This window comes from Glycomyces niveus (assembly GCF_017592475.1).
Classification (GTDB): Bacteria; Actinomycetota; Actinomycetes; order Mycobacteriales; family Micromonosporaceae; genus Glycomyces; species Glycomyces niveus.
On sequence record NZ_JAGFNP010000004.1, the window covers coordinates 358,643 to 370,853 of the forward strand.

At 71.0% G+C, this 12,211-nt stretch carries 13 protein-coding genes and 1 riboswitch; all 13 genes read right to left on the reverse strand.

Annotation, left to right across the window (positions count from 1 at the left end; all coding sequences use genetic code 11):
* Positions 1-2: 2 nt before the first annotated feature.
* Positions 3-1,250 carry a bifunctional 3,4-dihydroxy-2-butanone-4-phosphate synthase/GTP cyclohydrolase II gene (locus J5V16_RS10045; RefSeq protein ID WP_208496056.1) on the reverse strand — a complete coding sequence of 416 codons (1,248 nt, stop codon included), beginning with the start codon at positions 1,248-1,250 and terminating at the stop codon, positions 3-5.
* Positions 1,247-1,837: a riboflavin synthase gene (locus J5V16_RS10050; protein ID WP_208496057.1), complete on the reverse strand. Its 591-nt coding sequence runs from the start codon at positions 1,835-1,837 to the stop codon at positions 1,247-1,249. The genes J5V16_RS10045 and J5V16_RS10050 overlap by 4 nt, the downstream gene beginning before the upstream one ends.
* 90 nt (positions 1,838-1,927) lie before the next feature.
* Positions 1,928-2,069, reverse strand: a riboswitch (FMN riboswitch).
* 79 nt (positions 2,070-2,148) lie between these two features.
* A complete protein-coding gene (locus J5V16_RS25460; RefSeq protein ID WP_208496058.1) occupies positions 2,149-3,135 on the reverse strand; it encodes a GGDEF domain-containing response regulator in 987 nt (328 codons plus the stop codon).
* Positions 3,136-3,187: 52 nt separating this feature from the next.
* A complete protein-coding gene (gene rpe / locus J5V16_RS10060) occupies positions 3,188-3,883 on the reverse strand; it encodes a ribulose-phosphate 3-epimerase (protein WP_307792913.1) in 696 nt (231 codons plus the stop codon).
* A 110-nt stretch (positions 3,884-3,993) separates the two neighbouring features.
* Positions 3,994-5,349, reverse strand: a complete 1,356-nt coding sequence (locus J5V16_RS10065) for a glycoside hydrolase family 6 protein (protein ID WP_208496059.1) — start codon at positions 5,347-5,349, stop codon at positions 3,994-3,996.
* Between the two features lie 169 nt (positions 5,350-5,518).
* Positions 5,519-6,898 (reverse strand): RsmB/NOP family class I SAM-dependent RNA methyltransferase, encoded by a 1,380-nt coding sequence (locus J5V16_RS10070; RefSeq protein WP_208496060.1) that lies wholly within the window; start codon positions 6,896-6,898, stop codon positions 5,519-5,521.
* Positions 6,895-7,818, reverse strand: coding sequence for a methionyl-tRNA formyltransferase (fmt, locus tag J5V16_RS10075; RefSeq protein ID WP_208496061.1), 924 nt, complete (start codon positions 7,816-7,818; stop codon positions 6,895-6,897). The genes J5V16_RS10070 and fmt overlap by 4 nt, the downstream gene beginning before the upstream one ends.
* Positions 7,815-8,366: a peptide deformylase gene (gene def, locus J5V16_RS10080; protein WP_208496182.1), complete on the reverse strand. Its 552-nt coding sequence runs from the start codon at positions 8,364-8,366 to the stop codon at positions 7,815-7,817. The genes fmt and def overlap by 4 nt, the downstream gene beginning before the upstream one ends.
* A gap of 246 nt (positions 8,367-8,612) precedes the next feature.
* Entirely contained in the window at positions 8,613-9,341 is a 729-nt protein-coding gene (locus J5V16_RS10085) for a hypothetical protein (RefSeq protein ID WP_208496062.1), read from the reverse strand.
* Between the two features lie 2 nt (positions 9,342-9,343).
* Positions 9,344-10,024, reverse strand: coding sequence for a hypothetical protein (locus J5V16_RS10090; protein WP_208496063.1), 681 nt, complete (start codon positions 10,022-10,024; stop codon positions 9,344-9,346).
* Between the two features lie 3 nt (positions 10,025-10,027).
* Positions 10,028-10,786, reverse strand: a complete 759-nt coding sequence (locus tag J5V16_RS10095; protein ID WP_208496064.1) for a hypothetical protein — start codon at positions 10,784-10,786, stop codon at positions 10,028-10,030.
* A gap of 2 nt (positions 10,787-10,788) precedes the next feature.
* On the reverse strand, positions 10,789-11,664 hold the full coding sequence (locus J5V16_RS10100; RefSeq protein ID WP_208496065.1) for an ATP-binding cassette domain-containing protein: 876 nt from the start codon (positions 11,662-11,664) through the stop codon (positions 10,789-10,791).
* Complete coding sequence (locus J5V16_RS10105) at positions 11,661-12,026, reverse strand: GntR family transcriptional regulator (protein ID WP_208496066.1); 366 nt, start codon at positions 12,024-12,026, stop codon at positions 11,661-11,663. Before J5V16_RS10105 ends, J5V16_RS10100 begins: the two co-directional genes overlap by 4 nt.
* Positions 12,027-12,211 lie beyond the last annotated feature (185 nt).

Sequence of the window (12,211 nt, forward strand, 5' to 3'; positions counted from 1 at the left end):
GGCTATGCGGCTCCCTTGGTGGCGAGGACGGGCGCGGGCAGGCCGCTGAGCAGGTGGCCCATGCGGTCGCGCTTGGTCGTCAGGTAGGCGAGGTTGTCGGGCGTGGCGTAGGTCGGCAGGGCGACCCGGTCGATGACCTCGAGGCCGTGGCCTTCGATGCCGGCGCGCTTCTCCGGGTTGTTGGTCAGCAGGCGCATCGACTTGACGCCGAGGTCTTCGAGGATCTGCGCGCCGATGGCCCAGTCGCGGGCGTCGGCGGGCAGGCCCAGTTCGAGGTTCGCGTCGACGGTGTCGCGGCCCTGGTCCTGGAGCTGGTAGGCCTGGAGCTTGTGGACCAGGCCGATGCCGCGGCCCTCGTGGCCGCGCATGTAGAGGACGACGCCGCGGCCTTCGGCCTCGACGGCGCGGAGCGCGGCCTGCAGCTGGGGGCCGCAGTCGCAGCGCAGGGAGCCGAAGGCGTCGCCGGTCAGGCATTCGGAGTGGACGCGGACGAGCACGTCTTCGCCGTCGCCGATGTCGCCCTTGACGAGGGCGACGTGCTCGTTGCCGTCGAAGACGGCGCGGTAGCCGATGGCGGTGAACTGGCCGGACTCGAGCGGGAGGCGGGCTTCGGCGAGGCGCTTGACGTGCACCTCGTTGCGCTGGCGCCACTCGGCGAGGTCGGCGACGGTGATGAGGACGAGATCGTGCTGGTCGGCGAAGGCGCGCAGCTCGGGCAGGCGCATCATCGAGCCGTCGTCGTTGACCATCTCGGAGATGGCGGCGACCGGCTGCTTCCCGGCGAGGCGGGCGAGGTCGACGGAGGCCTCGGTGTGGCCGCGGCGGACGAGGACGCCGCCGTCCTTGGCGCGCAGCGGGACGACGTGGCCGGGCCGGTTGAGGTCGGTCGCCAGGGTCTCGGGGTCGCCGAGGACCCGGATGGTCTGGGTGCGGTCGGCGGCCGAGATGCCGGTGGTCACGCCCTTGCGGGCGTCCACGGAGACGGCGAACGCGGTGCCCTTGTAGTCCTGGTTGGTGTGGTGCGCCGGGGGCAGGTCGAGCCGGTCGGCGGTGTCCGAGGGCATCGCGACGCAGATGTAGCCGCCGGTGTAGCGCACGGTGAAGGCCAGGAGCTCGGTCGTCGCGTCCTCGGCGGCGAAGACGATGTCGCCTTCGTTCTCGCGGTCGGTGTCGTCGGCGACGATGACGGGCTTGCCCGCCGCGATCGCGGCGATGGCGTCTTCGATGGAGTCCAGGCGGATCTCGTTCATGACAGGCTCCCGGCTGACTGGAGGAGTTTCTCGACGTGCTTGGCGACGACGTCGGTCTCGATGTGGACCTGGTCGCCGACCTGCTTGCGGCCCAGGGTGGTCGCTTCGAGCGTGGTGGGGATGAGGCCGACGGTGAACTCGTCGCCTTCGATGTGGGCGACGGTGAGCGAGGTGCCGTCGATGGTGATGGAGCCCTTTTCGACCACGTACTTGGCGAGGCCTTCGGGGAGGCGGAAGGTGACTTCCTCCCATTCGGCGGCGGGCGTGCGCTTGACGATCTCGGCGACGCCGTCGACGTGGCCCTGCACGAGGTGCCCGCCGAGGCGGGTGGTGAGGGTGGCGGCGCGCTCGAGGTTGACGCGGTCGCCGGGCTCGAGCTTGCCGATGACCGAGCGGCGGTAGGTCTCCTCCATGACGTCGGCGGTGAAGACGTCGCCTTCGACGCTGACGACGGTGAGGCAGACGCCGTTGACGCTGATGGAGTCGCCGAGGGCGGCGTCGGAGGTGACGATGGGCCCGCGGACGGCCAGGAACGCTTCACTGGCCTTGACGACTTCGCCGAGTTCTTCGACGATTCCGGTGAACACGTGTGGATCTCCCTACCTTGCGACTCGAATCTTCGGTACGCAGGCGGGGGCAAGGGAAAGGCTCGCAGGGGCCACCAGTGGCCTCCCGCGTTGCGTCTGCTCCCATCCGGACTTTGACCGTCGGTCCTGGATTCTCACCAGGTCAACCGTCCGCTGGATGCGGACGGGTCGCGGACTCGCGGCTGTCGCCGCTCACCGCCGGCTCGGAATTTCACCGACCCCGCTGACGCGCGTTTGCTACAAGGAATTGTGCCACGGCATTATTCCGCCGCGATCCCCTCTGTGACGCACCCTACTGATCCGGGGCGTCATCACCGGTCGTTCGTCCAGAAGACGGGACGGCGGTTGGTGCGGCCGGGGGTGCGGCCCTCGGGGAAGGCCACGTAGTTGCCGGGGTGGGACTTGGCGACGCTCTTGAGGGTGGTGGCCTCGGCGACGGCCTCGTAGGCGTCGGCGAAGCGGCGCACGGTGGAGAGGGCGACGCCGGTGGAGAGGGTGGGCAGGCGGGAGCGGGTGAGGCGGCGGGAGGTGCGGTCGGCGTGCTCGATGTAGCCGCGTTCGACGTCGCGCGGTTCGCACAGGGCCCGGACGCGGCGCGCGAAGTGGTCGTTGAGGAAGCCGGTGACGGCTTCGGCGTGCTCGGGCAGGCACAGGATGGTGAAGTCGTCGCCGCCGACGTGGCCGAGGAAGACCGGGGCGGCGCCGGCGTCGCCGGCGGCGGCGTAGACGCATTCGGCGAGGGCGCGGATGAACTCGTCGCCGCGCACGAACCCGTACACGTCGTTGACCGCTTTGAACTGGTCGATGTCGATGTAGCACAGGGCGAACGGGTCGCCGCGCTTGATCCAGGACTGGAGTTCGCGGAGGATCCGGTCGTTGCCGGGCATGCCGGTGAGCGGGGAGGACTCGCGGACCTCGCGGTGGCGGCGGATCGCCGAGTCGATGCGAGCGGATACCTCGGCGGGGTCGAAGGGCTTGGCGATGTAGTCGTCGGCGCCGGCCTTGAGCCCGGCGATCTTGTCGGCCGAGGAGGGCTGTGCGCCGAGGAGGATGATCGGCAGGCTCGCGGTTGCCGGGTCGGCGCGAAGCTGGCGGGTGAGGGCGAGGCCGTCGATGAACGGGAGGTCGGCTTCGAGCAGGACGATGCCGGGGCGGCGGAGCGCGATGCCGGCGAGCGCCTGGTAGCCGTCGCGGGCGAGGGCGGTGTCGAAGCCGTCGGCCCGCAGCCGCGCCGCGAGGAATTCGGCGATCTCGGGGTCGGCGTCGCTGATGAGGACGAGTTCAGGGGTGTTAGCCACAGCGCCTACTCGCTGCGGGGCGGGGGTGGGTGACGGGCGGGCGCATGGCGTGTCATCCGGATGATCGCGCCGCGTCGGCGCGGGCGCGCAGGCGCCGGGCCGCTTCGGCGGGGTCGGCCGCGCCGTAGACGGCGGTGCCGGCGACGAACGCGTCGGCTCCGGCTTCGGCGGCGGCGGCGATGGTGTCGTCGGCGATGCCGCCGTCGACCTCGATGCGGAGCTCCAGGTGGCCGGAGTCGGCGTGGGCGCGGGCGGTGCGGACCTTGGCGAGCAGCTCGGGCATGAACGCCTGGCCGCCGAAGCCGGCCTTGATCGTCATGATGAGGAGCGTGTCGAAGGCCGGGAGGATGTCGAGGTAGTCCTCCACTGGCGTGTCGCGGTCGATCGCGAGCCCGGCTTTGGAGCCGGCGGCGTGCAGGTCCTTGGCGAGGCGGACGGGGTCCTCGGCGGCCTCGGCGTGGAAGGTGACGTTGTAGGCGCCGAGTTCGGCGTAGCCGGGGGCCCAGCGGTCGGGGTTCTCGATCATGAGGTGGCAGTCGAGCGGGATGTCCGTGGCGGCCTTGAGGGACTTGACGATCGGCGGGCCGAGGGTGAGGTTGGGAACGAAGTGGTTGTCCATGACGTCCACATGGAGCCAGTCGACGGCCCCCTCGACCGCGTCGGCCGCTTCGGCGAGGCGGGCGAAGTCCGCCGCCAGCAGGGACGGGGCGATGACGGTGTCGGCCTGCGCCGTTCGGAACTGTGCCACACGGACAGTGTAGGTCGCGGAACCGCGACGCAGGCCGGACACCGGGCCCTATGTGAGGGCCCGGCGAATGGTCCTCACATAGGGCCCGGGGTGTCGGTGGCGATGTCAGGTCAGCAGGGGACGTCCATGTCGGCGGCCGAGCCTGAGGCGACGAAGCCGAAGAGCTCCTTCGTCTGGCCCGCCGCGACGGAGGCGTTCCAGCCGACGTCCTTGGCGGTGACGTTGGCGCCGGACGAGGTCAGCTGCGTGTTCCAGCTGCTCGTGACCGCCTGGCCGGAGGGCCAGGTCCACTTCACCGTCCAGCCGTTGACTGCTTGGGCGGGGGTCATGGAGACCTTGCCCTGCCAGCCGCCGTTCCAGGTGCTGACGACGTCGATGTGGACGGTGCAGGCGCCCGGTCCGCCCGTGGTGGGGTTGCCCGTCGGACTCGAGGTCGGGCTGGTGACCGGGTCGGTCGGCTCGACCTGGCCGGGCCAGCCGCTGCCGGCGTTGTTGGCGAGCTGGTAGGCCAGGTCGGGGATGAACTGGCCGGCCGATCCGGCGCAGCCGTCGGCTTCACCGGGGAGCTTGATCCACAGGTAGGCGTCGATGCCGGTGACGCCGGTGGCGGTGGTCGGGAACTTGCCGATGGCGCGGCCCGGCGGGTCGCACCAGTCGTTCGGGTTGGGCGGGTTCAGCGGGCCGTTGCCGTTGCGGCTGGTGTCGATGACGGCGCCCTTGCTCGTGCCGACGATGCCGCGGATCTGCTGCGCGTACGCGGTGGCCTCGTCGGTGGTGCGGTAGTTGGAGACGTTGAGCGCGAAGCCGTCCGCGTACTGGATGCCGGCGGCCTGGAGGCGCCTGCCGGCTTCGGCGGCGGTGAGCCAGGCCGAGTTCCCGGCGTCGAGGTAGACCTTGGCGGCCGGGTCGGCGGCGTTGAGCTTCTGGGCCGCATAGGAGAGCGAGGCGTTGATCTCGGCGCGTTCGGCGGCGCTGTGGCAGTCGTGCGCGAGGATGTCGGGCTCGATGATGATGTACGCGGGGCCGTCGATCTCGTTCGCGATCTGGTCGACCCAGCGCCGGTAGGACGGGTGGTCGGGCGCGCCGCCGCCGGAGTGGCCGCCGCAGTCGCGGTTGGGGATGCCGTAGACGACCATGGTCGGGGCCGCGCCGGCCGCGGCCGCGCCGTCGACCACGGCGGCGACCTGGGCGGCGATGCCGCCGGTGGGGTTGTACTGGGTGAACCAGGTGCCCGCGGGGGTCTCGGCGATCCGGTCGCGGATCATGGACGCGCGCCAGTCGTTCGGGTTCTGGGCGACCCACCGGGCCGCGCCGGTGTTCGGGTTCGTCCATAGTGCCTGGGCTTGCGCGGTGACGTCCTCCTGCGCGCCCGCGGTGGGGCCGAGGAGGAAGCCGGTGCTGAGTGCGGCGGCGACCGCGGTGGCCGCTCCCGCGACGATCGCCGCGAGGCGCTGTCGTCGTTTCATCTGGTGCTCCTTGGGTCGTCGTGCCGGTAACCCGGGGAAATATTTACCCCTATCTATAAATGGTAGCGCTTCCAAATCGGTGGGTTTCGATGCCCCACCCGAAAAAACCGGGCCTCCCGCCGCGACCGGTTCGCACCGGTACGCGGCAGAAGGCCCTCGAGCTGGAGTGTTACCGGTTGCCGGTCTTGCGAAGCAGCGCAAGGAACATCGCGTCGGTGCCGTGGCGGTGCGGCCACAGCTGAGCGAAGTCGCCTCGCTCCGAGCCGGGGACGCGCTTCGTCAGCCAGTCGGGGCGCACGAGCTCCGCTCCCCCGGCCGCGAGCACCGACTCGACCACTTCGGAGGTCTCCGCGGCCACCGGTGAGCAGGTCACGTACGCGACGACCCCTCCCGGGCGCGCCAGGCGCAGCCCCGAGGCGAGCAGTTCGCGCTGCAGCGGCACCAGGTCGTCGATGTCGCTGCGCTGCTTGCGCCACCGGGCCTCCGGGCGGCGGCGCAGCGCGCCGAGCCCTGAGCACGGGGCGTCCACGAGCACCCGGTCGGCGGAGTTCGACTTCCCGAAGGTGCGGCCGTCGCCGGTGTGGACGGTGACGGGCAGGCCGCGCGCCGCCTTGGCGACGAGCTCGGCCCGGTGCGCCTGGATCTCCACCGCGTCCAACGTCGCTTCCCGTTGGGCCGCAAGGGCACCGAGGAGACCGGTCTTGCCGCCGGGACCGGCGCACAGGTCGATCCAGGCCTGGTCGGGGCCTTCGAGAGCGGCTTCGGCGAGCTGCACGGCGACCAGCTGGCTGCCCTCGTCCTGCACATGCGCCAGTCCCGTGGCGACGGCCTTGATGCGGCCGGGGTCGCCGCTGGGCAGGTACACCGCGTACGGCGACCACTGGCCGTGCTCCCCGCCGCGGGTCTCGCGCGACAGGTCGCCCTTGGTGATCCGGCCCGGCTTGGCGCACAGGTGCACCGGGGGCGCGACGTTGTCAGCCGCCAGCGCGGGCGGCAGCTCCTCGGGGCCGACGACGGCCTCGAACTCGGCGGCGATCCACTCGGGGTGGGCGTGCCGCAGGGACAGGTCGTGGAGGCGGTCGCCGGTGGCGAGCTCGGCCGTCCACTCCTCGAGGTCCTTCGCGGCGACCTTGCGCAGCACGGCGTTCGCGAGCCCGGAGACGCGCGGCGAGACGGCGGCCTTGACGAGGCTGACGGTGGTGGCGACGGCCGCGTGCGGGGGGACGCGCATGTACAGCAGCTGGTAGGCGCCCAGGCAGAGGGCGTCGACGAGGTCCTGCTGGAGTTGGCGCATGTCGCGGCCGGAGGCGGCGGCGAGGATCGCTTCGAGGGTGCCGAGGCTGCGGAGCGTGCCGTAGGTGAGCTCGGTGGCGAGCGCGGCGTCGCGGCCGGTGTTGTCGGTCTCGGCGAGCATGCGCGGCAGGACGAGGTTGGCGTAGGCGTTGTCGGCGGTGACGGCGCTGATCGCGTCGAACGCGACGCGGCGCGGGTTCACCTTCGGGCGGTCGCGGTCAGGCTCACGGCGGCGGTTCCTTCTGTTGTCGCTCATGCGAACACCGGGCTCTCGGTCTGGAGGCCGCGGCCCCATGCGGCGGCGTCCATGGGCTTCTTGCCGGCGGGCTGGACTTGGCCGAGGAGGACCGGGTCGGTGGCGGTGCCGACGTGGACGTGGTGCTTGGCGAGGGCGATATGGCCGGGGGCGAGTCGCGGGCCGTCGGGGTCGGGGCGGACGGGGCCGAGGCGCAGGCGCTGGCCGTCGAATTCGGTCCAGGCGCCGGGGGCGGGGGTGACGGCGCGGATGCGGCGGTCGACGGCGAAGGCGGGGTCGCTCCAGCGGACGCGGGCGTCTTCGACGGTGATCTTGGGGGCGTAGGAGACGCCGTCCTCGGGTTGCGGTTCGCCGTAGATCGTGCCGGCCTCGAGCGCGTTGACGACGTCGACGGTGAGGCGGGCGCCGGCGACGGCGAGGCGGGCGAGGAGGTCGCCGGAGGTGTCGCCGGGTTCGACCGGTTCGGTGAGGCGGCCGTAGACGGGGCCGGTGTCGAGGCCTTCTTCGAGTTGGAAGACGCAGGCGCCGGTCATGGCGTCACCGTTGAGCACGGCGTGCTGCACGGGGGCGGCGCCGCGCCAGGCGGGCAGGAGCGAGAAGTGGAGGTTGATCCAGCCGAGGCGCGGGATGGCGAGCGCGGCGGGCGGCACGAGCGCGCCGTAGGCGACGACGGGGACGATGTCGGCGTCGAGTTCGCGCAGGCGGTCGAGGAATTCGGGTTCGCGCGGTTTGGCGGGGGTGAGCACCTCGATGCCGTGCTCGTCGGCCCAGGCGGCGACGGGCGAGCGGGAGACCTTGCGGCCGCGGCCGGTGCGCGCGTCGGGGCGGGTCAGGACCGCGGCCAGTTCGTGGTCGGAGTCGTGGAGGGCCTGGAGGGTCGGCAGTGCGACCTCCGGGGTCCCGGCGAAGACGATCTTCATCGCTTGAAGAACACACCCTTGGCATCGTGGGGGGTGACTTTGACTTTGACGTCTTCGTTGTACCAGTCCTGGGACTGGATCTCGGCCATCGCGGCCTTGCGGCGCTCGGTGTCGAGGCGGTCGATGAAGATGATGCCGTCGAGGTGGTCGGTCTCGTGCTGGAGGCAGCGGGCCATGAGGCCGGTGCCGACGATCTGCAGGGGGTCGCCGTATTCGTTGAAGCCCTTGGCGACCACGTTCTGGCGGCGGACGGTGTCGAAGTAGAGCCCGGGGAGGGAGAGGCAGCCTTCGGGGCCGTCCTGCTCCTCTTCGTCGGGGAATTCGAGCACGGGGTTGACGATGTGGCCGATGACGTCGTCGACGTCGAAGGAGAACACTCGCTTGCTGACGCCGAGCTGCGGCGCGGCGAGCCCGGCGCCGCCTTCGTCGCGCATGGTGTCGAGCAGGTCCTTCACGAGGCCCCGCAGTTCCTTGTCGAAGGTGTCGACTTCCTCGGCCGCGGTGCGCAGGACCGGGTCGCCGAAGATGCGGATGGGCTGGATCGACAATGTGCTGACCTTCCGATGCGTGTACTGGCCGTCCACCAGTGTCCCACCCTCCGGGGGCTCTCCGTGAGGGGTCGGCGGCGGGTGTGGTGCGGGCCGGGGCCGCCGGCGCTCGCCGGGGCCGGCGGCGGGGCGGGCCGCGGCGGCGCGGTCGGCGGCGAGCAGGAGTGAGGCGACGAGGACGGCGGTGGCGCACACGAGCAGGACGACCAGGGGGAAGGGCACCGCGACGCTGAGGAGTCCCATGGTTCAGTTCGCCTTCGGCCGCATCGGGGCGCGGGCGAGGAGCGCCCAGGCGATGAGGGCGAACACGGCCGCGAGGACGGCGTCGAGGTAGGGGATGACGGCCGAGAGGTCGACGTTCGGGTATTCGAAGACGGTGCCGTCGGTGCTGCTGTTCTCCATGCCGACGAGTTTCATCAGGGCGAAGTAGGCGACCGACCGGTAGACGACGCCGGCGATGACGACAGCGGCGAGCGGGGCGCTGATCCAGGCGCGGTCGAAGCGGAGCTTCGCGGCGGCCGCGGCGGCGCCGCAGGCGAAGAAGAGGGCGGGCCGGACGACCGACTCGAGCGGGGTCTGGCCGTAGAAGCCCATGTGGTGCTCGACCCCGCGGAAGGTGTCGAAGAGGTCGATGACCGCGAGGCCGAGCTGTGTGAGCAGGGCCGTGACGAGGACCGTCGCCAGCCCGAAGAGGGCGTAGGCGGCCAGGAACTCCTTGCGGGTCAGGCCGGTGGCGATGGCGAGCGGGTAGGACTTGGCGAGGTGCGCCCAGGCGATGACGGTGACGATGAGCGGCACCGCGAAGATCAGCATTGCGGCGAAATCCGCGTATTCGCCGGTGATCTGCCGCCAGAGGAGCGAGGCGGCGAGGAGGACGCCGAAGGCGATGACGGTGTAGAGGCCGAAGGTGCGGGCGGTGTCGGTGGCGAGTCGGGCGGCGAGTCGGTACTTGCGTTGGGTGAGAACGGCGTTCATGGTCAGGCCTTTGCTCGGATCGGAAGTGTGCGCAGGGTCGAGGCGTATGCCGCGAGCAGGGCGGCGATGAGCGCGAGGGCGGTGGCGGTCCAGGCCGCGGGAGAGAGCGCGCCCTCGAACCAGACGACGCCGAACTCCAAGGAGAGGACGACGGTATAGAGCAGTGCGGCGCCGACGAGGGCGGCGGCGGTGAACCAGGCCGCACCGCTGAAGCGCGCCGCCAGGACTCCGATGAGGGCGCCGCTGAAGAAGTAGATGGGCGTGACGGCGAGGTAGCGGGCGCCGGAGGCGAGGGCGTCGCCCCAGGTGCCGGGGGCCTGGTCGATGAGGGCGAGCACGGCGTGCTCGGCGGCGAACCCGGCGGTGACGAAGGCGGCGAGTGCGACGGAGGCCAGGACGCCGAAGACGGCGAAGCCGACGGTGATCTCGCGGCGGGTCCAGCCCTGGGAGATCCACACCGGCAGCCGCGCGTAGAGCAGGCCGCTGGCGGCGACCGCCGCGAACCACTGGAGCACGGAGGCGGCGACCGGCCACATCCCGGTCTCGATGGCCGTGGCGAAGACGGCCGAGGCGATGAGGGTGAGCGCGGCGCCGGCGAGCAGCCACAGGCGGGCCCAGAGGACGGTGCCTTTGAAGAGGCGCCAGCCGAGGCGGTAGCGGCGCTTGGCGAGTGCGGTGGTCATGGTTCAGGCCTTCTTACTGCGCAGCGGGATGTCGAGGAGGATCTGGCGGGTGGCGACCGCGAGGCCGGCGGCGACGATCACGACCCCGGTGAGGACGACGCCGCGGCCCCAGTCCTCCATGAACCGGCCGAGCACGCCCGCCCAGGCCGGGCCGAACGGCTCGGTGTCGTAGACGGCGTTGTCGAGGCTGAACACGACCGGGAGGATCGGGACGAGGAGCAGCCAGCCGCTGTTCTCCCAGCGGTAGGCGGCGGCGCCGATGACGGCCCCTGCCGCGAAGTACGCCAGATACATGAGCGGGTAGACCGCGGCGAAGGCGGCGGTCTCGCCCCAGGTGCCGATGGCGCTGATCGTGCCTTGGGCGTCGATGCCCTGGCTCCAGCCCATCGCGCCGTAGTAGGCGCGTTCGGCGAGGATCCCGGCGAAGACGAGCGCGCCGAGCGCGGCCGACCACAGGAGCCCGAAGACGCCCATGGCGACGCTGAGCTCGCGGCGGGTCATGCCCGCGGCGATCATGTTGGGCACCAGGGTGAACAGGAAGCCGCCGGCGACGAACGAGGTGAACCACTTGGCGATGTTCGCGGTGTAGTACCAGGTCGATAGGTCGATGTCGCGGTACTGGGAGAGCGCGAGCGGCCCGAGGAAGGCGATGGCGACGGCCGCGAGGATCCAGTACTTGAAGTACTTGACGGCCTCGACGGCGAAGCCGGCGCCGAGCGCGAAGCGACGGTTGGGAAGCGTCAGGTGCTGGAGGGCGGGCATGGTCAGGCTCCCTTGCGGGTGGGCTCGGTGAGGTGGATGAAGAGGTCCTGGAGGCCGACGGGGCCGATCTCGAGTCCGGACGCGGCGGCGCGCTCGCGGGCGCCCGGGTCGAGGGCGGCGACGGTGGCGGCCTTGGTGCCGCCGAGCTGCTGCTCGGCGAGGACCTCGAGGCCCGCGGCGACGGCGTCGACGGCGGCCGCCGGGCCGGTGAGGGTCGCGCCCATGCCCTGGAAGACCTCGAGCTCCTCGTGGCGGAGGATGCGCCCCCGGTCGACGATGATGACCTCTTCGAGGTAGTTGGCGACCTCGTCGATGAGGTGGGTGGAGAGGATGACGGTGTGGGGGCGGTCCATGTACTCGGCGAGGAGCTCCTTGTAGAACGCGTCCCGGGTGGGGGCGTCCATGCCGAGGTGGACCTCGTCGAACATGGTGAGCTCGGCGCGGGCGGCGAGGCCGCACACGGCGGCGAGGGCGGAGCGCTTGCCGCGGGAGAGCTCGCGGACCTTCTTCTTGAGCGGCAGTTCGAACCGCTCGGCGAGCTTGAGGGCGTACTCGGTGTCGAAGCCGGGCCGGATCTGGCCGGTGTCGATGGCGGCCTTGACGGTGTCGGCGTCGTCGAAGTCGCCGCCTTCGCGGATGAGGGCGACGCGGGAGACGACGGCGGCGTTCTCCCATACCGGTTCGCCGCCGATGAGGATCTCGCCGCTGGTGGGCTTGCGGAAGGCGGCCAGGAGGCTGAGCAGGCTGGTCTTGCCGGCGCCGTTGCGGCCGAGAAGGCCGTAGATCTTGCCGGCCTCGAGTTCGAGGTTGACGTCCGCGAGCGCGTCGGTGTCCTTGTACTTCAACGTGACGTCGCGGAGGGATGCGGTGAAGCTCATTTGCGGGCGCCTTCCTGTGCTTCGAGGTAGTCGATGATGTCGGTGATCGCGATGCCGGCCTGGCGGGCCTCTTGGACGAGCGGGGCCAGGACCCGTTCGAAGAACCGCTCGCGGAAGTCGGCGGCGAGCCGTTCGCGGGCGTCGTCGGCGACGAACATGCCGACGCCGCGCTGCTTGTAGAGGACTCCTTCGTCGACGAGCTCCCGGAACGCCTTCTGCGCGGTGGCGGGGTTGATCTTGTAGAAGGCGGCGTACTGGTTCGTCGACATGACCTTGCCTCCCGGTTCGAGCGAGCCGTTCATGATCTCGGCCTTGATCTGATCGGCGATCTGCCGGTAGATCGGTGTGCCGTCATCGAACATCTCGCCTCCTTCGTCTAGTGGGAAAGGTTGGTTGGTTCAGAGGTTCATTAGTTGACTAATGAACCATAGCACGTGTGCGCCGACGCGTGTCAACTCGAACGGGCGCGCGAGCCCACCAGGCCCGACCTGTCCGGTCGGGCCTCGGCGGCGAAAAGCGTTGCAGTGCTGCGGTTTCGCGTGCGTTT